Here is a 20,336-nt window from a genome sequence, read left to right as displayed (position 1 = left end):
AAGCCCTTTTATTTTAACACAAATATCAATCAATCAATAGTTAAAAAATATTAATTCATGCTCATTTTTATTGATTTAAGCTTCGACCACCATCCACAGCAATAATTTGACCTGTAATATAGTTTGATTGTGCTAAAAATAAAACGGTATTGGCAATATCATTAGCTGAACCTTGTTTGTTTAAGGCGATTTTATCTAGCATTGATCGCTTTTGTGTTTCACTTAATTCCGCATCATTTTCAGGCCATAAAATAGAACCTGGTGATACGCCGTTGACTCGGACGTTTGGCGCTAATTCTTTTGCCAATGTTTTTGTCATCATGGCAATGGCTGCTTTAGAAATATTGTAAATTGTATGGTTTCGTAACGGTCTATCTGCATGAATATCAACAATATTAACAATACAGCCCTGATTAGTGGCAAGCTTGTTACTGAGTGTTGTTGATAAGAATAACGGTCCCATAAGATTGGTATTCATTATTTTTTGATAATCAGGCTGGTTTAGGCTGGATACAGGGGTTGGATAGAATACTGAGGCATTGTTGACCAATACGTCGATTCCATCAATGGTTGTACATAACCGATTAATATCATCCATATTAGAAAGCTCTGCTTGTGCAATTTTTGCGGAGTTTTGTCTAGAAAGATTTAATTCATCTGCTAAATTTTGAGCAGCTGTCGCTGACGAATTGTAATGGATAACTAGGTTAAATCCTGCTTGATGAAGTGTTCGACAAATTTGTTGACCGATGCGATGTGCACCACCTGTGATTAATGCTGTTTTCATATAAAATATTGATGTGATGAATCTTGACGAAATAATCAAAAACACTATTATACAAAATCAAGCGCCCATAGGTTTTGATGAATTTATGCAATTAGCGTTGTATTATCCGCATTTGGGCTATTATCGTTCAGGGTTGGAAAAATTTGGCGAAAAAGGGGACTTTATTACCGCGCCTGAAACTTCTGATTTATTTGGGTTTTGCTTGGCCAAGCAGTGCGCGCAAGTTTTAACAAAAGATGATAGTATTTTAGAGTTTGGTGCAGGCAGTGGTGTGCTTGCTGCTCAGGTATTGTTTGAATTAGGTCGCTTAAATTGCCTACCAAAGCACTACTATATACTTGAATTAAGTGGCGAATTAAAATATCGTCAAAAGCAAACAATTGCCAAAGCACTACCTGAGTTACTTAATCGTATTGTGTGGCTGGACAAACTCCCAGAAGATTTTAATGGTGTTGTGATTGCCAATGAAGTGTTAGATGCTATGCCAGCTAAGCGCATTGTTCAACAAAATAATACATTTTATGAGCTAGGTGTTGGTTTTGATCAAAATGAATTTGCCTGGCAAGTTAAGTCAGAGCCATTTTCAGATGATAAGTTTAAATTACCTAAAACATTGAGTAACGAGTATAAGACCGAGGTGAATGTCCAGGCTTTAGCATGGATTGATTCGATATATGATGCGCTTAATGATGCGGTGGTGTTATTAATCGATTACGGCATGCATAGAGCTGAATACTTCCATCCGCAGCGTACTAATGGTACGTTGCGTTGTTATCATCAGCATAAAGCTAGTGACAATCCTTTTGTTAATATCGGCGAGCAAGACATTACAACGTCCGTTAATTTTTCAGATATTGCTGATCAAGCTAGTTTAATCGGTTTTAATATTGCTGGGTATGCGACACAGGCAATGTTTTTACTTTCTTTAGGGATTGATGAATACCTTTTAACCGAAACTGATGAAAACAAACGTATCACTCTAGCACAACAAGTCAAGCAATTAGTTCTGCCTAGTGCTATGGGCGAGAGTTTTAAAGTTTTAGCTCTAAGTAAATCGAAAAGCGTAAAATTAATAGGATTTAAAGAACAGGATTTAAGTCACAAGCTGTAAACTTGTTATTATTATGGATTTCATTCAGACAATAGTATTATCGTTGGTTCAGGGACTAAGTGAGTTTTTACCAATATCTTCTTCAGCGCACTTAATTTTAGTGCCAAAGTTAACCGATTGGCCAGATCAAGGATTGGCCTTTGATGTGGTTGTGCATATGGGCACCTTAAGCGCTATTGTGTTTTATTATCGAGCTATCATTAAAATTCTACTGAGGGACTTTTTTTATTCAGTAGTTAAAGTTCAAACTATTGGCCAATCAAAGTTAGCCTGGGGTGTGTTAGTTGGAACCATTCCGGTAGGATTAGCAGGATTGTTGTTTAAAGATTTTATCGAGATTAATTTACGCTCTATTGAAATTATTGCTTACTCAACTTTGTTTTTTGGAATCTTGCTAGGATTTTCCAGTTGGTTGAATGCTAGACAGAAAAAAACCAGAGATGAATTGAATTGGTTAGATGTGGCTTTTGTGGGTTTAATGCAGGCTTTAGCTCTTATCCCTGGCACTTCAAGATCAGGCATAACTATTACCGCAGGCCTGCTCGTTGGATTGTCTATCAAAAAATCCACCCAGTTTGCTTTTTTATTGTCCATACCAGTTATTACACTTTCTGCATTATTAATGATGTTAGATTTGTATCAACAACCACAATTGGTTGATTGGCCCATGTTAATTGTTGGATTTTTTGTAGCGGCGATCAGTTCATATCTGACCGTGGTGTTTTTTATTAAACTATTAGATACAATTGGGCTTATGCCGTTTGTGATCTATAGAATTATTTTAGGAGTAATGCTATTAGCACTATAGACCCTCAACCTATTTATAGAAAGGATTACCAGCCAAGTGCTTATCTTATTCATACTACAGAGTTAAGCTTTGACCTACGTGAAAATGAGACAATAGTTAGCTCAAAGATTCATTTTTATAAAAATCCTAAATGCTTAACAAATGATAACACGCTGTTCTTAAATGGCATTGATTTAGAGTTAATCTCTATTGTTATAGATGGCGATCAACCTAATTATGAATTACAGGATGAGGGATTGCAGTTACATCAACTGAAAGATGAATTTGTATTGGAGGTTGTTAATCGAATTCATCCTGAGACTAATACTAGTTTAAATGGACTCTATCAGTCTAGCGGGAATTTTTGCACACAGTGTGAAGCTCATGGTTTTAGGCAAATTACCTATTATCTGGACAGGCCTGATGTTCTGAGTGTGTTTACGACACACATAATTGCCGATAAAGACAAATATCCAGTGTTACTAAGCAATGGTAATTTGATTAAAGAATCAGCAGGAAAAGTCACTTGGCACGATCCTACTTCAAAACCATGTTATTTATTTGCACTGGTAGCAGGCGATTTTGCAGTTTTGGAAGATGGTTATACCACGCTTTCTGGTAGGGAAGTGGCACTTAAAATTTATGTTGAGCATCATAATATTAGCAAGACACAATTTGCCATGGATTCGCTTAAGCGCTCTTTTGCTTGGGATGAATCACGTTTCAACTTAGAGTACGATTTAGATATATACATGATTGTGGCTGTTGATGATTTCAATATGGGTGCTATGGAAAACAAAGGCTTGAATATTTTTAATTCGGCCTACGTGTTAGCTGATCCAAAAACAGCCACTGATAAAGATTTTATCAATGTAGAGGCGGTAATTGGCCATGAATATTTTCATAATTGGACTGGAAATCGAGTTACCTGTCGGGATTGGTTTCAATTAAGCTTGAAAGAAGGTTTGACAGTATTTAGAGATCAAGAATTCACTTCTGATTTACATTCTCGTTCGATTAAGCGCATTGAAGATGTTAATGCTTTGCGAACTTTTCAGTTTGCAGAAGACGCAGGCCCAATGAAACATCCTGTACGACCTGAAAGTTATATAGAGATGAATAATTTTTACACACTTACGATATATGAAAAAGGTGCAGAAGTTATTCGTATGATTCATAGTTTATTAGGCGAAGCAGGTTTTCAAAAAGGGATGAAGCTTTATTTTGAGCGTCATGATGGCGATGCGGTTACTATTGATGACTTTGTTGCCAGTATGAGCGATGCCAATAACTTTGATTTTGAGCCATTCATGACTTGGTACACACAACCAGGCACACCAACTATCAGTATTGTGTCAAATTATGATGAAGGTAGTCAGCGTCTAAGCGTTGAAGTTCAACAGCTTAATGAATATGATTATCTGCTACCACTTAATTATGCATTATTGGACGCTGAAGGCGCTATTTTTAAACAGGGCGTGTTAAATATAAATCAGAAAAATCAAACCTTTGTGTTTGATGATGTTGACTCTGAACCAACAGCTTCTTGGTTAAGGGGTTTTTCTGCACCAGTTAATTTGTTGACCGATCTTGATTTTAAGCAAAAGATATTTCTAGTTGGGCACGAAGAAGATGCGTTTTCAGTATGGGATAACGCTCAACAGATTTGGTTATCATTGATTATGACGCCAGATAAGGTAGATGAAGATTTATTTTTTGATGCCATTGAAAAAGTTATTAAAGATACCGAAGATAAATCTTTGATTAGTGAAATCTTAACATTGCCTTCTGAGAGGTTTATGCATCAGCAAGTAGATGTAATCGATGTGTTCGATATTCATCAAAAGCGCGAAATGGTGATTAAAAAGATATTGAACAGGTTTGAATCGTTACTACTTGAAACGTATTACTCTTTAATAAATGATGGCAATTATGAACTTACCCCTGAAGCTGTTGGTCAGCGCTCGTTAAAGAATATTTGCCTATACTATCTCAGTAAAGGGCAACATATAGATCTGGCTAATAGCCAGTTTAATAATGCAACTTGTATGAGCGAACAAATTGCTGCATTTAATGCACTACTTGGTACAGATAATCAGTATCAGGATTTGGCAAAGTCTAGTTTTTATCAAACTTTTAAAGAGGATGTTCAGGTTATGGACAAGTTCTTTGCGGCGCAATCTACCTCGCCATTGGCCAATGTGACTGACATTCAACGTTTGATGGAGCATGAGCTATTCTCATTTAACACGCCAAATCGCTTGCGTAGTGTTATTGGCGGATTCTCTCAAAATTATGTTAATTTTCATAATCAAGCTGGCTATGAATTTTTTACTGATATTATTTTAAAATTAAATAAAACCAATCCACAAATTGGCGCTAGATTGGTATCAGTTTACAACCACTGGAAGCGTTTTACGCCAGAACTTAAGAAGCTTCAACAACAACAGCTTGAGAAAATCATTCAAAGCGATGACCTATCCAAAGACATTTTTGAAATTGTTCAAGCGGCTCTAAAATAATGTCGACACTTCTGCAGCTTGCTGATATATTGACACAAAGACAGTTGACTATTGCTACTGCCGAATCTTGTACGGGTGGCAGCCTTTCTTCGCTTTTAACAAGTCAAAGTGGATCTTCAAACTATTTTGATAGAGGGTCTGTGACTTATAGCAATCAATCCAAAATAGATATGTTAGGGGTATTAAAAGAGACTTTGGATGAATTTGGTGCTGTGAGTGAGCAAACAGCTGAACAAATGGCTAGTGGTGTAATTGCCCAGGCGCAAACAGATATTTCTGTGTCAATTACAGGAATTGCTGGACCTTCGGGTGGTAGCCAAGCAAAACCAGTTGGCATGGTATGTTTTGGATTTTGTCTTTTGGGAAGCTGTTTTACCAGTACACAACAATTTTCTGGCGATCGAACACAAGTGATTAACGCTAGCGTTGAATTTGCACTAACAACTTTAATCAATGAACTCTCAAGTTAAATTTTCAGTTGCGCCAATGATGGATTGGACGGATCGGCATTGTCGATATTTTTATCGTTTGATGTCTAAACATACACAATTATGGACAGAAATGGTTACTGCCAAGGCGATCATTTATGGTGATAAAAATAGATTACTTGATTATGATGCACAAGAACACCCCTTGGTTTTGCAATTAGGTGGCAGTGACGCTAAAGAGATGGCTATTGCTGCTAAAGTAGGCCAGGATTGGGGTTATGATGAGATTAATATTAATGTAGGCTGTCCTTCGGATCGAGTGCAATCAGGTAGTTTCGGCGCTTGTTTAATGCAAACACCCCAAACAGTTGCTCAATGTATTGAATCAATGGGAGAAGCAGTAGATATTCCGTTAAGTGTTAAATCCCGTATTGGCGTTGATGACATGGAAAGCTATGAAGAATTAACTAATTTTATTGAGATTGTTAGTGCAGCAGGTTGTCGTAATTTTGTCATTCATGCTAGAAAAGCTTGGCTCAAAGGTTTAAACCCTAAAGAAAACAGAACAGTGCCGCCACTTAATTATGATTGGGTATACCAGCTAAAGCGCGATTTTCCACAATTAAGTATTGGCATTAATGGTGGCATATCTTCTTTGCTCGAAGCGGCTGAGCATTTAAATCATATTGATAATACAATGCTTGGTAGGGCGGTATATCATCAGCCTTTTTTGCTCGCGAATGTAGATCAGAATATTTATTTCCAGAATAATTCGGTTGTTTCTAGAGAGCAAGTCTTACTTGATTTTATTGATTACATGAAGAGACAGCAAGATAAATCGGTTCCGGTTAGATCAATGACTAGGCATATTCTTGGCCTGTATCATGCTCAGCCCAATGCTAAAAAATTTAAACGCTTATTGAGTGGAAAAGTGGTGGAGATCGCACACTTATATGAATGGCTAGAGTTGGAAGGTTAGTATGGGTAATGAAGAGTTTTACGCCAGTATTGATATAGGAACTAGCAAAATTAGCATGTTAGTTGCAGATATCGAGGAAGAAAAATTTCATGCGGTTGGATATCTACGTAAGGATTCCAAAGGTGTAAAAGACGGCAAGATTACTAATATTGAGAGTGTATCCAAGATCATTGCTGAATTGATTAAGGAATTTGATAAAGATTATAAAAAAGGTATTAAGTTTGTTAATGTTAATATTTCAGATTTACATCTTAATACTAGTAACCAAAACCGCCAGATTAGTTTTGGTGGTAGATCCAAGGTAATCACCAAATCAGACGTAATAGAGGCAATTCAAAACTCTTCCGCAGGTGCAGTGGCATCTAATAAGAAAAAACTCAAAGCTGTTGTTAATAATTTCACTGTTGATGATCAAGTTGTTGATTATCCAATTGGAATGAAGGCTGAAGTTTTGGGTGTTGAGGTTCATATGGCCTCTGTATCAAACCAATCTTTAAATAATATTAAAAAGTGTTTAGATGAGTGCAATATTGGTACTGACCATGTTATTTTAGATTCTATTGCCAGTAGCACTGTATGCATTACCCAAGATGATAAAGATAAGGGGGTTTGTTTGTTGGATATAGGTGCAGGCGTAAGTAATATTTCTGTCTTTTCTAAAGGTGGAGTTGTATTTAGTCACGTATTTAAAATTGGTGGAAATAGTATTACCGAAAATATTGCACAAGTGTTTAATACATCATTTACAGAAGCTGAACGATTAAAATTACGCTACGGATCAGCTATTTTAGAGTCTACTCTTGCAGATAGACTGATTGAATTTGAACAACTAGAAGTGGCAGACGCTTGTTATTTATCATTACATGAGTTGATTTTTGTGCTTGAAAGCTCCTATAAAGAGATCTGTACATTGGTCAAAAGAACGCTAAAGACTCAAAAACTTGATAGAGCTCTAAAGTCAGGCTTTGTGATTATGGGAGGTGCAAGTAAAATACCACAATGTGAAACATTATTACTTAGAGAATTTAGAGTGCGTACAAAAGTTGCAACAATTAATTCAGATTTAGTGAGTGGTGATGAGAAAGTGTTAAATGATATGGACTATTTTTCTGCATTTGGTTTATTGACCTTTAACAAGAGTGAGTTTTATCTGCAAGAGGAAGAGCGGGTGCAAAAAGGTAAATGGGATAGATTTAAAGATTTAATAGACTTATAATAACCGACATGATTAAACAAAGAACTATTAAAAAAACTGTTAAAGCCAGAGGTATCGGCATACATAGTGGTAGCGTTGTGAATATGACGTTAATCCCTGCTGAAATTGACCATGGCGTTGTTTTTAGACGCATGGATGTTGGTGGTAAATTGGTACGTGCACATAATGCATTTGTTAATGAAGTAGTACTCTCTACAGGATTGGAAAATCAAGGGGTTAAAGTCTCGACGGTTGAACATTTAATGAGTGCATTATCTGCGTTAGGAATTGATAATGTATTGGTAGAGTTAGATTCTTTTGAGGTGCCTATTATGGATGGTTCATCAGCACCTTTTATTTTTCTAGTTCAATCTGCCGGCATTGAAGAGCAAGATGAGCATAAGCGATTTTTTGTTATTAATGAAACAGTGCGTGTGGAAAATGGAGATTCATGGGCCCAAGTTTCTAAATTTGATGGCTTTAAAGTTTCTTTAGAAATTGATTTCGACCATAAAAAGGTGAAAGAGAGTGGTCAAGAGCTAACCATTGACTTTTCAAAGCAATCTTATTTAAAAGAAATTTCAAGAGCCAGAACCTTTGGCTATATGAAAGATGTAGAAATGATGCAAAGGCAAAATTTAGCCTTAGGCGCTAGTATGGATAATGCCATTGCACTCAGTGATGACGATGTTTTGAATGAAGATGGTATGCGTTATCAAAATGAATTCGTTAAACACAAGATTCTAGATATTGTTGGCGATATGTATTTACTTGGTTCTAATTTAATTGGTCATTACGAAGGTTATAAAACAGGACACTTGCTTAATGATCAATTGTTATCAGCAATTCTAGAGCGTCCAGATACTTGGTCTATTGAAACTTTTGAAGAAGCAGATTCGCCAATGCAATTTTATTCAGAGGATTGGCAAAATTCCTTGTAATAGTAAGTATATCCTAGTGTTTCATTTGGTATAATCGACAAGTTTTTTATACCAAGCTAAAATAATGAAATTAAACGGTGCACAAATATTAGTTGATTGCTTGAAAAGTGAAGGCGTGAAGCACATCTTTGGTTATCCGGGCGGTGCAGTTCTACACATTTATGATGCACTGGATTCTTGCACAACAATTGACCATGTCTTAGTTCGTCATGAACAAGGTGCTGTACACGCTGCAGATGGTTATGCACGTACTAGCGGTAAGTGTGGTGTGTCACTAGTAACATCAGGACCGGGCTTAACGAATGCAGTTACAGGTATTGCAACTGCCTTTACAGACTCAATTCCAATGGTGGTAATTTCTGGTCAAGTGCCTTCTGCAGTCATCGGTAGTGATGCTTTTCAAGAGGTAGATGCAGTAGGTATTACACGTTCTTGTGTGAAGCATAACTTTCTGATAAAAAACGCTGATGATTTAGCAGAAACAGTTAAAAAAGCATTTTATATCGCAACAACAGGTCGACCAGGTCCTGTATTAATTGACATCACTAAAGATGCAACCATTGCTGAAATTGAATACGAAGGCTATCCTGAAACAATTGAAATGCGTTCATATCAGCCTAAAGTTCAGATCAATACTGAGCAAATAGCAAAAGCGATTGCAGTTATTGAGAAAGCGCAGAAGCCAATTATTTATTCAGGTGGTGGTAGTGTAATTGGTAATGCCAGTGAAGCGTTAACAACTCTAACGCGCAATACAGGTTTTCCGATTACACAGACGCTAATGGGGTTGGGTGCATATCCTGCCACCGATAAACAATCGCTCGGCATGTTAGGTATGCATGGAACTTACGAGTCAAACATGGCAATGCATGATTCAGATTGTATTATTGCTATAGGCGCAAGATTTGATGACCGTATTACTGGAAACTTAGAAAAATTTTGCCCTTACGCAAAAATCATTCATATTGATATTGATCCTTCGTCTGTTGGTAAAGTGGTGGGCGTTGATGTTTCCGTGATTGGACAAGTGAATGATGTTTTACATGCACTAATTCAAGGTCTAAAAGGTAAAACATTGTCAAATATTGACACATGGTGGAAGCAAATTAATGAGTGGCGTAAAGTAGATTCTTTAGCATATAAAACGACAGAAGGCATTATTAAGCCTCAAACAGTTGTTGAGATGTTGTATGAAGTGACAAATGGAGAAGCAATTGTTACCAGTGATGTAGGGCAGCACCAAATGTGGGCGGCACAATATTACCCTTTTGACAAGCCACGCCGATGGATTAATTCTGGCGGACTTGGAACTATGGGCTTTGGCTTGCCGGCCGCAATGGGTGCAAAACTTGCAGAACCTGATTTGGAAGTTGCTTGTGTAACAGGTGATGGTAGCATTCAAATGATGCTACAAGAGCTTTCAACAATGTTGCAATACCATACACCTGTTAAAATCATTAATCTTAATAACGGGTATTTAGGTATGGTACGTCAGTGGCAAGAGTTTTTCTATGAGAAGCGATATGCGATGTCATATATGGATGCACTACCTGACTTTGTAAAATTAGCGGAGAGTTATGGCCATATTGGTATTCGTGTAGAAAAAGAAGCGGATTTAAAGCCAGCATTACTCGAAGCATTTAAGCAAAAAGACAGAACGGTATTTTTAGATATTATCACTGATCCGACTGAAAATGTATTTCCAATGATTCCATCTGGTGCAGGCCATCATGAAATGTTGTTGGCAGGACGTGATGAAATGGCTTCAACAAATGATTCTGGATTGAACTTAGTATAAATATGAGACATATAATTTCAATACAATTAGAAAATGAATCAGGTGCACTTTCACGAGTGGCCGGACTTTTTTCAGCACGTGGCTTTAATATTGAGTCATTGACTGTGGCTACTACCAATGATCCAACCCTATCAAGAATGACAATTGTTAGTGTGGGTAATGATGATATTATTGAGCAAATTGTTAAGCAGCTTAATAAGTTGATAGATGTCGTAACAGTGACTGATCTAACTGCTACCGAGCATATTGAACGTGAGTTAGTTTTGATCAAGATTAGTATTGATAATGATACTCAAGCTAAAGTAGATACTCAGCTTGATGCATTCAATGCAAAAATTATTGATGCTGCGGAAGAAGCTTATATAGTTGAACTTGCTGGAAAAAGTCAAAAAATTAATGATTTTATTAATGCATTTGATGCGGATAAAATCATAGAGGTTTCTAGAACAGGCGTTACCGGCGTTTGTCAGAAAATAGAAAGTTAAATAAAGAAACGTTATAACGTTTGAAACAGAGGAAAAAAAATGAATAGATATTACGACAAAGATGCAGACTTAAACATTATTAAATCAATGAAGGTTGCTATTGTAGGTTATGGATCTCAAGGTCATGCACATGCAAACAACCTAAAAGATTCTGGTGTTGAAGTGGCTGTAGCTTTACGAGAGGGTTCAGCATCAGCTGCAAAGGCTAGCGCTTCTGGTTTAGATGTTAAGTCAATTGAAGACGCAACAGCATGGGCTGATTTAGTTATGATTTTAGCGCCAGATGAATTTCAAGGTCAAATCTATACTGATAGCATTGAACCAAATCTTAAGCAAGGTGCAACTGTTGCATTTGCCCATGGTTTTAATATTCTTTATAGTTTAATTAAGCCAAGTGCTGATTTAGACGTCATTATGGTTGCACCAAAAGCGCCTGGCCATACAGTGCGTTCTGAATTTGTTAAAGGTGGCGGTATTCCTGATTTAATCGCCGTGTCTCAAGATGCATCTGGTAATGCTAAAGCAACTGCCTTGTCATATGCATCAGCAATTGGTGGCGGTAGAACAGGTATTCTGGAAACAACATTTAAAGATGAAACTGAAACAGACTTATTTGGTGAGCAAGTAGTATTATGTGGTGGTACAACATCTTTAGTTCAAGCTGGTTTTGAAACATTGGTTGAAGCAGGTTATGAGCCAGAGATGGCATATTTCGAGTGTTTGCATGAATTAAAGCTAATTGTTGACTTGATGTATGAAGGTGGTATTGCTAATATGCGTTACTCAATTTCAAACACTGCTGAGTACGGCGATGTAACGCGCGGTCCACGCATTGTAACTAGCGAAACAAAAGCTGAAATGAAGAAAATTCTAACAGAAATTCAAGATGGTACTTTTGCCAAAGAGTTTGTAGCAAATGTTGGCGAACTTCCAGCACGTCGTGATGTTCAACGTGAACATCAAATAGAGCAAGTAGGCGAATCGCTACGCTCGATGATGCCATGGATTAATAAGAATAAAATTGTTGATCAGACCAAGAACTAAAATTCTTAAATAAACGCCCAACTTAGTTGGGCGTTTTCATTTCTAAAGCGTTATAATAAATTCATGAATAGCAAAAAAATAAAAAGAGGCGTTTATCTACTGCCAAACATATTAACCACCTTTGGTCTGTTCGCTGGTTTTTTTGCCATTGTGCTAGCAACCAAAGGTCAATATGCAGACGCAGCAGTTGCAATCTTTATTGCGATGCTATGGGATGGGTTAGATGGCCGGGTAGCACGCCTAACTAATACTCAAAGTGAATTCGGTGAACAATACGATTCAATGGCAGATTTGGTTTCATTTGGTGTGGCACCTGCACTACTTATGTATTTTTATTTATTTGAAAATCTAGGTAAGATTGGATGGATTGCGGCATTTATCTATGTTGCAGCTGGCGCGCTACGTTTAGCACGTTTTAACACTCAAATAGGTGTTGAAGACAAACGTTATTTTCAAGGCTTGCCTTCGCCAGCTGCTGCAGCATTAGTTGCTGGCATGGTATGGGCCAAAGAAATGATTGGACCAAGTGTTTATGATGACCAATATTTAACAGTTAGCGCATGGATCATTCTAGTGTCAGCTGGAATTCTGATGGTGAGTAATGTGCGTTACTATAGTTTTAAAGAGATTAACTTTAAAGGCAGATCCTCTTTTAAATTATTGTTATTAGCAACCTTAATTTTAGTGGTTATTTCATTATGGCCAAGCGCCATTTTATTTATCTTTTTCTTTGCTTATGCAATATCAGGATTGATAATGACCACAGTTGAAATTCGAAAAAAACGCGCACTAAAAAAACAAGCGAAAAAAAGTTTAAAATAATTTATAATTTGCGCTATGAATAACTATATTATTTTTTCTTCTAAAAGCTTGTTCTTAAGCTTAAAACGATTATTGCCATCAGGCAGATAATAACTCGACTGGCTGAAAGGCCTAACACCATCAGTAGAAATAGAACAAACATGAAAAAAAGGAGACTTAAATGTCTGACAAATTAATTATTTTTGACACAACGTTACGTGATGGAGAACAATCTCCTGGCGCGTCAATGACAAAAGATGAGAAAGTGCGCATTGCTAAAGTGTTAGAAAAAATGCGTGTAGATGTTATTGAAGCTGGTTTTGCCATTGCCTCACCTGGTGATTTTGAAGCAGTTCAGGCGGTTGCTAATACAGTGAAGGATTCCACTATTTGCTCCTTGGCTAGAGCATTAGATAAAGATATTGATCGTGCAGGAGAGGCGCTGAAGGGCGCTAATTCATCTCGTATTCATACTTTTATCGCAACCAGTGATATTCATATGAAAATGAAACTGCAGATGACACCAGATCAGGTGGTGGAACAAGCGGTTAGAGCGGTGAAGCGTGCTAGACAATATACTGATAATGTTGAATTTTCTCCAGAAGATGCTGGCCGTTCAGATGAAGATTTCCTATGCCGCATCATTGAGGCGACAATTGCAGCAGGCGCTACAACAATCAACATTCCAGATACAGTTGGTTACAATTTGCCACATCAGTTTGGTGCTACAATTAAATCATTAATTGAACGTGTTCCAAATTCTGATCAAGCTATTTTTTCAGCCCATTGTCATAATGATTTAGGTTTGGCTGTGGCAAATTCGTTGTCAGCTGTTCTGAATGGCGCAAGACAAGTTGAATGTACGATTAATGGTCTTGGAGAAAGAGCGGGCAATACTGCACTAGAAGAAATAGTTATGTCTGTACGTACTCGACAAGATGAATTCTCTTGCGATACAAATATAGATACATCACATATCCTATCAGCCTCTCGTTTAGTGTCAAGTGTAACCGGATTTATTGTACAACCAAATAAAGCTATTGTTGGTGCTAATGCATTTGCACATGAAGCAGGTATTCATCAAGATGGCGTACTGAAACATCGAGAGACTTATGAAATTATGCGTGCTGAAGATGTCGGTTGGAATGCAAATCAATTAGTTTTAGGTAAACATTCTGGCCGTAATGCATTTAAAGCAAGGCTTATTGAGTTAGGTGTTGAATTTGACTCAGAAGAAAGTTTGAACGATGCTTTTAGGCGCTTTAAAGAGTTAGCTGATAAGAAACATGAAATTTTTGATGAAGATCTTCAGGCGTTGGTTTCTGAAGTTCAAGTAGTTGAAAGTGAAGCTATTAAGCTAATCTCTTTGAAGGTTTGCAGTGAAACGGGTGAGCAAAATCATGCTACGGTAGTGTTATCAATTAATGGTGAAGAATTTAGCATGTCTGCAGAGACGTCAGGTTCAGTCGATGCTACCTTTAGTGCTATCAACAAATTATTAGATATGCAAGTAAACCTACAACTATATTCAGTTTCAAATGTAACTCAAGGAACTGATGCGTTAGGAGAAGTAAACGTTAGATTAGAGCATAATGGGCGTATTATTAATGGACAAGGTGCTGATACTGATATTGTTATCGCTAGTGCTAAAGCTTATATTCATGCTCTTAATAAAGTGCTAGCTGCTACTGATAGGGCTCACCCTCAGGTTTAATGCTGTCATCTAGGTCACAATATTTAAAGGCGCTCAACATTCCTGAGTACCTATATGCGACTGCGACAAAATCTCACTTAAACGCACAGCCGACTGCCATAAAATGTTTGGTGATAGAAGCTGAAAATGTAAATTCTATATGTAGTGTAAGTCCTGCCCAAGAGTTTTTATACAAGATGTTGTCCGCTATAGGATTGCAAAAGAATGATATTCTTTGTATTAATGCTAATACTAACAATTTTGTTCAAGAAGTATCTAAGTATAAGACTCAAGCCATTTTGTTATTAGATGAACAATTTTCATTAGATGCAGATGACGTGTTTAATATTCATCACCCTGGTGAAATTTTAAAGAATGAGCAACTTAAGCGTGAAGCGTGGGAAGTGTTGAAACAGGTGAAAATATGTCTAAAATAGACTACAGCCTATCTGGATATAATCGCCCCATTTTAGAAACACCAAATGGTGAAAAAAAACTTTTAATGCATTCTTGTTGTGCGCCGTGCGCTGGAGAAGTGATGGAGGCATTGGCCGTTTCAAATATTGACACGACTATTTTTTTCTACAACCCTAATATCCACCCTAAAGAAGAATATGAGTTGCGCAAAGAGGAAAATATTCGTTTTGCACAAAAATTAGGCATGGATTTTATTGATGCCGATTATGACAAAGATAATTGGTTTGATCGTATCAAAGGTCAAGAAGATGAACCTGAGCGTGGTGCGCGTTGTACAACGTGTTTTGATATGCGTTTTGAAGTAACTGCGAAGTACGCTAAAAATAATGGGTTTGACTTGATCTCATCTACATTAGGCATTTCACGCTGGAAAGATATGAATCAGATTAATGGCTGTGGCGTAAGTGCAGCTGATAGTTATCAAGGAATTACTTATTGGGATTTTAACTGGCGTAAGCAGGGCGGCTCATCAAGAATGCTGGAGCTTTCCAAGCGAGAAAACTTCTATCAACAAGAGTATTGTGGCTGTGTATATTCTTTGCGTGACACTAATCGTTGGCGTGTTTCTCGAGGCAGAGAGAAAGTTGAGCGTGGTGTAAAATTTTATCAAGAGGCTATGAAAAGTCTTGATAAATAATTTTAGTCTAGTAAATATAGCAGTAAAGATTTTTGAGCGTGTAGGCGATTTTCAGCTTCATCCCAAACCAAACTTTGAGAGCCATCAATGACTGACGCAGAAACTTCTTCGCCACGATGAGCTGGAAGGCAATGCATAAAGCTCGCATTAGAGTTTGCATTCATCATTAATTCTTCATTTACCTGGAAGTTTTCGAAGGCTAGTTCACGTTTGGCTTGTTCCGCTTCTTGGCCCATAGAGGCCCAAACATCAGTGACCACTAAATCGGTATTTTTACAGGCCTGCTCAGCATTATTAAACAACTGAATATAGTCTTGATAATTGTCAATAAATCTTTTTTCTGGTTCATAACCCTCTGGTGTAGCAATATTGAGTTTGAATCCAAAAGCTTTAGCCGCTTGCATATAGGTATGACACATATTGTTGCCATCACCAACCCAAGTAACAGTTTTGCCTTGGATTGATCCTTTATGTTCTTTGTATGTCATCATATCCGCCAGTAACTGGCACGGGTGAGATTCGTCACTCAAAGCATTAATAATTGGCACAGAACCATTCTCTGCAAAGTTGTTAATGTCATCATGCGAGGAAACTCTCATCATTATTGCATCAACCATAGAGCTGATGACGATGGCTGTATCGGTAGTTGGTTCTCCGCGACCTAGCTGAATATCACGATCAGATAAAAACAAAGCATGCCCACCTAGTTGAGTCATGCCCGCTTCAAAAGACACACGGGTGCGCGTAGATGATTTATCAAAAATCATTGCCAGTGTTTTGTTTTTGAGTGTTTCGTTAATTTTTCCAGCTTTATGTTCTTTTTTTAAGACAATGGCTTGATCGATAATCTGATTTAAATCTGTTGTTGATAAATCATCAAGATTAATAAAATGTTTCATTAATATCTCCTTAGCTTATAAATCTTTAATCAGATTGCAAATTGTATCTATCATTACATCTGCTTGATCTTTGGTAAGAATCAATGGCGGTAATAATCGAATAGATTGACCGGTGATATTGATCAATAACTTTTTATCTAGTGCTTGTTGTAACAATTGAACACAGTCTTGATTTAGTTCAATTGCAATCATCAAACCTTTGACACGAATCTCTTTGACTTTATCTACATTGGCCAACTGTTGAGAAAAACGCAAGCTAATATAATTGCTTAATTCGTTAACATTGTCTAGGATTTTTTCTTGATTAATGATCTCTAAAACAGTTGATGCTGTTCGACATACTAATGGATTTCCACCAAAAGTTGAGCCGTGAGTGCCAGGTGTTAATAGTTTTGCTGCATTGCCTTTAGCTAAACAGGCTCCTATCGGAACGCCATTTCCTAGGCCTTTGGCCAAGGTTAAAACATCTGGAGTGATATTGTTATATTGATGTGCAAACATTTTTCCCGTACGACCAATACCCGTTTGTACTTCGTCTAGAATTAATAGCCAATTATTATTCTCACAAATTTCTTGAACCTGATTAAGGTAGTCATCACTAGGAATGATTACCCCACTTTCACCCTGAATGGGCTCAAGCATAACCGCTGCAATATTATTGTTACTTTCATGTTGTTTAATGGCTTCTATATTATTAAAATCAACATGAATAAACTCACTAACCAGTGGCGAGAATCCAGCTTGAACTTTAGGATTTCCGGTTGCTGATAATGTTGCCATTGTGCGACCATGAAAACTCTGGTTTGCTGTCAGGATTGCAGGCTCATCAATGTTGTTAGCACGAGCATGTAGGCGCACAATCTTAATAGCTGCCTCATTGGCCTCAGCACCTGAATTGCAAAAGAATGCTTTATCCATTGCCGCTAAATTACATAGCTCTTCAGCCAAAGTTTCTTGATGCTGAATATGGTACCAATTGCTAGTATGGAGTAATTGTTGAGCCTGCAATTGAATTGCTTTAGAAATTTTTGGATGAGAGTGGCCAAGACCAGTTACAGCAACACCGCAGAGTGCGTCTAGATATTGATCATTGTTTTCATCAGTTAAGTAGCATCCACTACCTTTGATAAAGGTAACATTTAGTGGTGCGTAATTTGACATTAAATAGGACATTTTATTATTGCCTGTAAAACAAAAAAGCCCCAAAAAGGGGCTTTATACCAATCAGAAATTTAAATTATGATTGGTATTGTAATGGTGGAGCCATTTGCTCATCTACTGCAGCTAAATCATTTTTGTAGCTTTCATAAAAAGAACCTGCTGGTGGATTAATCCACTCTTCGTATGAAAAGCCATTTTCAGCTGTATGGATTTTAAAAGATTCTTGTAGGGCAATTTTCTTTGCGCTTAATTCATTATCTTGTTGACTTGTTGCGTCCATCGTGATCTCCTGAATATTTAAATAAGTTAAAAAATATATTATATACATAAAAGCATTTTTGTGAAGCTTTTTATTTACCGGAAAAACTCATAAATACTCATGCAGTGTCAGTAAAGTTGTGTAACAATATAAGTGCATTTTATAACTAATAGAGGAGAATATATGCAATTAAACATTTCCGGCCATCATCTTAATATTACTGATGCGATCAAGCATCATTCTGAAGAGAAATTATCTAAAATTAAGCATCATTTTGACCATGTTATTAACATTAACATGATTCTAGGAATCGAGAAAGATTCGCAAATAGCAGAAGCAACGCTGCATGTTAGTGGTGCTGATTTATTTGCCAAGGCTGAAAGTGGCGATATGTATGCATCTATTGATCAAATGGTTAACAAATTAGATGCACAAATTAGAAGGCATAAAGAAAAGTTAAACGATCATAGAAAGAATTAACCATTAATAGCTTTAAGGTTTGCCTTAAAGTCTAATTCAATAAGGAATAAAAAAAACATGTCAGAAGTTGTAAATACTTCTTTCGAGGAATGCCTCCAGAGATTAGTGACATCTTTGGAGGCTTCTTTGCATGAAGAGGCCGCCTCTCAGTTAGCTGATTTGCATTCAGCTGAAATTGCTCGACTATTGGAAAGTGTGCCACCAAAAGATCGAGTGCAGCTTTGGCTTAATATTGATAGCGCCACTCAAGGTGATATTTTTAAAGATTTAAGTGAGGATGTTTTATCTCAATTATTGAATGAAATGAGTGTTGATGAAATTGTTAAAGCAACCGAAAGTCTAGATTTAGATGTTTTGGCTGATATTGTTCCTGAATTGCCAGAATCTGCATTACATAATTTGTTACTCACATTGGATCACAAGCATAGAAAACATTTGAGACAAGTATTATCGTATCCAGAAGATTCTGCTGGTGGATTAATGAATATTGACATGATCACTGTGCGTGATGACGTTAATATTCGAACAGTAATTCGTTATTTAAGATTACTCAAAGAGATGCCAATTGATACAGATCAGGTCTTTGTTGTTGATCGGTCTTTTCAATATATTGGTGCTATTCATATTTCCACTTTGTTAACGAATGAAGCTGAGCAAAATATCAAGCCACTCATTAATACTACCCTAAAGCCTATTTTGGCGAGAACGCCAGAGGCAAAAGTCACTAGTCTATTTGAGCAGCGAGACCTTATTTCAGCCCCTGTAGTTGATAGTAATAATCAACTTATTGGCCGGATTACAATTGATGATGTAGTTGATGTTATTCGTGATGAAGCTGAACATTCGGTTATGTCAATGGCAGGACTTGATGAAGAAGATGATGTGTTTGCACCTGTTATTGAGAGTACTAAAAGTCGTAGTGTTTGGCTTGGTGTAAATCTGGTTACTGTTTTTATTGCAGTATTTTTTATTGGTTTGTTTGAAGCCACCTTGCAAGAGAAAATTGCTCTTGCTGTTTTAATGCCAGTTGTGGCATCTATGGGTGGCATTGCCGGCACTCAAACTCTTATTTTAGTAACACGCGGTATTGCTACAGGTAGAGTGACGCACTCTAACTTAAAAATACTTTTGAATAAAGAGGTGGCAATTGGATTTTTAAATGGCATGCTTTGGTCAGTGATTATTGGTATTGCAACTTACGCTTGGTTTGCAGATTTAATTTTAAGTCTGGTGATTGCTTTAGCAATTATTGTTAATTTAATTTTTGCCGCTTTTTCGGGCGCTTTTCTACCTTCATTATTAATTAAATTTAAAATTGACCCTGCTCTAGCAGGAGGTGTCATTCTAACTACTATTACTGATGTAATAGGATTTGTTGCTTTTTTAGGTTTGGCCGCTTTGGTTATTTAAGCTTTCACTAGTACCCTTCATATTAAACAGTAAGATGCCTTTTGTTCTCAAAAAATATCAAGTTATTCAAAGTGATAAAATTCAGCGATTTTTAGCTAATGAAGCTGGCTTGTCTATGCCACTCGTTCAAAAATTACTCTCTAAAAACAGAGTGTTTAATGATCAAGATGAAATCTTAAAGAATGGACAAACTATTAACGGTGATTTTGTTCAAGTAGCGATTTTTGAAGGCCATACAAGAGGTCTTAAGCCAATTTTTGAAACTCATGATTTCGCAGTATTTGATAAACCTTCGGGCATTATGGTGCATCCGACACGAAAAACGACACAATACTGTTTGTTAGACGAAGTTAGGTATCATTTTGGAGACGATGCAAGTTTAGCACATCGAATTGATGCCGAGACATCTGGTGTTGTCTTAGTTGCTAAAAGCAAATCAGTA

21 protein-coding genes are annotated in these 20,336 nt (G+C 37.0%); 17 read left to right on the top strand and 4 right to left on the bottom strand.

Annotated features, from left to right (window positions below):
- Positions 1 to 67: 67 nt before the first annotated feature.
- Complete coding sequence (locus tag P8M52_RS02660) at positions 68 to 787, bottom strand: pteridine reductase (protein ID WP_300306916.1); 720 nt, start codon at positions 785 to 787, stop codon at positions 68 to 70.
- 16 nt (positions 788 to 803) lie between these two features.
- Here P8M52_RS02660 and P8M52_RS02655 point away from each other — a divergent pair, with 16 nt between their 5' ends.
- From P8M52_RS02655 to P8M52_RS02590, 14 genes are all read left to right on the top strand, one after another.
- Positions 804 to 1,898, top strand: coding sequence for an SAM-dependent methyltransferase (locus tag P8M52_RS02655; RefSeq protein WP_300306913.1), 1,095 nt, complete (start codon positions 804 to 806; stop codon positions 1,896 to 1,898).
- Positions 1,899 to 1,911: 13 nt separating this feature from the next.
- Positions 1,912 to 2,706, top strand: a complete 795-nt coding sequence (locus P8M52_RS02650) for an undecaprenyl-diphosphate phosphatase (protein WP_300306910.1) — start codon at positions 1,912 to 1,914, stop codon at positions 2,704 to 2,706.
- Positions 2,694 to 5,207 (top strand): aminopeptidase N, encoded by a 2,514-nt coding sequence (gene pepN / locus P8M52_RS02645; protein ID WP_363320144.1) that lies wholly within the window; start codon positions 2,694 to 2,696, stop codon positions 5,205 to 5,207. Before P8M52_RS02650 ends, pepN begins: the two co-directional genes overlap by 13 nt.
- A complete protein-coding gene (locus P8M52_RS02640) occupies positions 5,207 to 5,677 on the top strand; it encodes a CinA family protein (RefSeq protein WP_300306907.1) in 471 nt (156 codons plus the stop codon). Before pepN ends, P8M52_RS02640 begins: the two co-directional genes overlap by 1 nt.
- Entirely contained in the window at positions 5,661 to 6,614 is a 954-nt protein-coding gene (gene dusA / locus P8M52_RS02635) for a tRNA dihydrouridine(20/20a) synthase DusA (protein ID WP_300306904.1), read from the top strand. Before P8M52_RS02640 ends, dusA begins: the two co-directional genes overlap by 17 nt.
- Before the next feature lies 1 nt (position 6,615).
- Positions 6,616 to 7,830, top strand: coding sequence for a cell division protein FtsA (gene ftsA / locus P8M52_RS02630; RefSeq protein WP_300306901.1), 1,215 nt, complete (start codon positions 6,616 to 6,618; stop codon positions 7,828 to 7,830).
- An 8-nt stretch (positions 7,831 to 7,838) separates the two neighbouring features.
- On the top strand, positions 7,839 to 8,750 hold the full coding sequence (lpxC, locus tag P8M52_RS02625; RefSeq protein WP_300306899.1) for a UDP-3-O-acyl-N-acetylglucosamine deacetylase: 912 nt from the start codon (positions 7,839 to 7,841) through the stop codon (positions 8,748 to 8,750).
- A gap of 64 nt (positions 8,751 to 8,814) precedes the next feature.
- A complete protein-coding gene (gene ilvB, locus P8M52_RS02620; RefSeq protein WP_300306897.1) occupies positions 8,815 to 10,548 on the top strand; it encodes a biosynthetic-type acetolactate synthase large subunit in 1,734 nt (577 codons plus the stop codon).
- 2 nt (positions 10,549 to 10,550) lie between these two features.
- Positions 10,551 to 11,033, top strand: a complete 483-nt coding sequence (gene ilvN / locus P8M52_RS02615) for an acetolactate synthase small subunit (RefSeq protein ID WP_300306894.1) — start codon at positions 10,551 to 10,553, stop codon at positions 11,031 to 11,033.
- Between the two features lie 39 nt (positions 11,034 to 11,072).
- The gene (ilvC, locus tag P8M52_RS02610) at positions 11,073 to 12,077 is read left to right on the top strand and encodes a ketol-acid reductoisomerase (protein ID WP_300306891.1); all 1,005 of its coding nucleotides are present in this window, start codon (positions 11,073 to 11,075) and stop codon (positions 12,075 to 12,077) included.
- Between the two features lie 63 nt (positions 12,078 to 12,140).
- Positions 12,141 to 12,899, top strand: coding sequence for a CDP-diacylglycerol--serine O-phosphatidyltransferase (gene pssA / locus P8M52_RS02605; protein ID WP_300306888.1), 759 nt, complete (start codon positions 12,141 to 12,143; stop codon positions 12,897 to 12,899).
- Positions 12,900 to 13,059: 160 nt separating this feature from the next.
- On the top strand, positions 13,060 to 14,592 hold the full coding sequence (locus P8M52_RS02600) for a 2-isopropylmalate synthase (RefSeq protein ID WP_300306885.1): 1,533 nt from the start codon (positions 13,060 to 13,062) through the stop codon (positions 14,590 to 14,592).
- Positions 14,592 to 15,008: a hypothetical protein gene (locus P8M52_RS02595; protein WP_300306882.1), complete on the top strand. Its 417-nt coding sequence runs from the start codon at positions 14,592 to 14,594 to the stop codon at positions 15,006 to 15,008. The genes P8M52_RS02600 and P8M52_RS02595 overlap by 1 nt, the downstream gene beginning before the upstream one ends.
- A complete protein-coding gene (locus tag P8M52_RS02590) occupies positions 14,996 to 15,685 on the top strand; it encodes an epoxyqueuosine reductase QueH (protein WP_300306879.1) in 690 nt (229 codons plus the stop codon). The genes P8M52_RS02595 and P8M52_RS02590 overlap by 13 nt, the downstream gene beginning before the upstream one ends.
- Positions 15,686 to 15,687: 2 nt before the next feature.
- On the opposite strand, the gene argF is transcribed toward P8M52_RS02590, so the two are convergent.
- The 3 genes from argF to P8M52_RS02575 form a co-directional block, all read right to left on the bottom strand.
- Positions 15,688 to 16,584 carry an ornithine carbamoyltransferase gene (gene argF, locus P8M52_RS02585; protein WP_300306877.1) on the bottom strand — a complete coding sequence of 299 codons (897 nt, stop codon included), beginning with the start codon at positions 16,582 to 16,584 and terminating at the stop codon, positions 15,688 to 15,690.
- A 15-nt stretch (positions 16,585 to 16,599) separates the two neighbouring features.
- Positions 16,600 to 17,757, bottom strand: a complete 1,158-nt coding sequence (locus P8M52_RS02580; protein WP_300306876.1) for an aspartate aminotransferase family protein — start codon at positions 17,755 to 17,757, stop codon at positions 16,600 to 16,602.
- A gap of 64 nt (positions 17,758 to 17,821) precedes the next feature.
- Positions 17,822 to 18,025, bottom strand: coding sequence for a hypothetical protein (locus P8M52_RS02575; protein ID WP_300306875.1), 204 nt, complete (start codon positions 18,023 to 18,025; stop codon positions 17,822 to 17,824).
- 162 nt (positions 18,026 to 18,187) lie between these two features.
- Between P8M52_RS02575 and raiA the strand changes: the two genes are divergently transcribed.
- The 3 genes from raiA to P8M52_RS02560 form a co-directional block, all read left to right on the top strand.
- Positions 18,188 to 18,484 carry a ribosome-associated translation inhibitor RaiA gene (gene raiA, locus P8M52_RS02570; protein ID WP_300306872.1) on the top strand — a complete coding sequence of 99 codons (297 nt, stop codon included), beginning with the start codon at positions 18,188 to 18,190 and terminating at the stop codon, positions 18,482 to 18,484.
- Between the two features lie 57 nt (positions 18,485 to 18,541).
- The gene (mgtE, locus tag P8M52_RS02565) at positions 18,542 to 19,894 is read left to right on the top strand and encodes a magnesium transporter (protein ID WP_300306869.1); all 1,353 of its coding nucleotides are present in this window, start codon (positions 18,542 to 18,544) and stop codon (positions 19,892 to 19,894) included.
- A 34-nt stretch (positions 19,895 to 19,928) separates the two neighbouring features.
- Positions 19,929 to 20,336: pseudouridine synthase (locus P8M52_RS02560; RefSeq protein ID WP_300306866.1), on the top strand; the 408-nt coding region annotated here is incomplete at its 3' end.

The organism is Candidatus Thioglobus sp., from assembly GCF_029243085.1.
Taxonomy (GTDB): Bacteria; Pseudomonadota; Gammaproteobacteria; order PS1; family Pseudothioglobaceae; genus Thioglobus_A.
The sequence above is the reverse complement of the archived record's forward strand: the minus strand, read 5'-3'. Positions and strand labels throughout refer to the sequence as shown.

Bases quoted from the DNA above. Each gene is read 5' to 3' on its own strand.
- argF (WP_300306877.1), bottom strand. From the start codon at position 16,584: ATGAAACATTTTATTAATCTTGATGATTTATCAACAACAGATTTAAAT.
- P8M52_RS02600 (WP_300306885.1), top strand. From the start codon at position 13,060: ATGTCTGACAAATTAATTATTTTTGACACAACGTTACGTGATGGAGAA.
- lpxC (WP_300306899.1), top strand. From the start codon at position 7,839: ATGATTAAACAAAGAACTATTAAAAAAACTGTTAAAGCCAGAGGTATC.
- P8M52_RS02595 (WP_300306882.1), top strand. From the start codon at position 14,592: ATGCTGTCATCTAGGTCACAATATTTAAAGGCGCTCAACATTCCTGAG.
- ilvN (WP_300306894.1), top strand. From the start codon at position 10,551: ATGAGACATATAATTTCAATACAATTAGAAAATGAATCAGGTGCACTT.
- pssA (WP_300306888.1), top strand. From the start codon at position 12,141: ATGAATAGCAAAAAAATAAAAAGAGGCGTTTATCTACTGCCAAACATA.
- dusA (WP_300306904.1), top strand. From the start codon at position 5,661: ATGAACTCTCAAGTTAAATTTTCAGTTGCGCCAATGATGGATTGGACG.
- P8M52_RS02580 (WP_300306876.1), bottom strand. From the start codon at position 17,757: ATGTCCTATTTAATGTCAAATTACGCACCACTAAATGTTACCTTTATC.
- ftsA (WP_300306901.1), top strand. From the start codon at position 6,616: ATGGGTAATGAAGAGTTTTACGCCAGTATTGATATAGGAACTAGCAAA.
- P8M52_RS02640 (WP_300306907.1), top strand. From the start codon at position 5,207: ATGTCGACACTTCTGCAGCTTGCTGATATATTGACACAAAGACAGTTG.
- raiA (WP_300306872.1), top strand. From the start codon at position 18,188: ATGCAATTAAACATTTCCGGCCATCATCTTAATATTACTGATGCGATC.
- P8M52_RS02650 (WP_300306910.1), top strand. From the start codon at position 1,912: ATGGATTTCATTCAGACAATAGTATTATCGTTGGTTCAGGGACTAAGT.
- mgtE (WP_300306869.1), top strand. From the start codon at position 18,542: ATGTCAGAAGTTGTAAATACTTCTTTCGAGGAATGCCTCCAGAGATTA.
- P8M52_RS02590 (WP_300306879.1), top strand. From the start codon at position 14,996: ATGTCTAAAATAGACTACAGCCTATCTGGATATAATCGCCCCATTTTA.
- P8M52_RS02575 (WP_300306875.1), bottom strand. From the start codon at position 18,025: ATGGACGCAACAAGTCAACAAGATAATGAATTAAGCGCAAAGAAAATT.
- ilvC (WP_300306891.1), top strand. From the start codon at position 11,073: ATGAATAGATATTACGACAAAGATGCAGACTTAAACATTATTAAATCA.
- P8M52_RS02660 (WP_300306916.1), bottom strand. From the start codon at position 787: ATGAAAACAGCATTAATCACAGGTGGTGCACATCGCATCGGTCAACAA.
- ilvB (WP_300306897.1), top strand. From the start codon at position 8,815: ATGAAATTAAACGGTGCACAAATATTAGTTGATTGCTTGAAAAGTGAA.
- P8M52_RS02655 (WP_300306913.1), top strand. From the start codon at position 804: ATGAATCTTGACGAAATAATCAAAAACACTATTATACAAAATCAAGCG.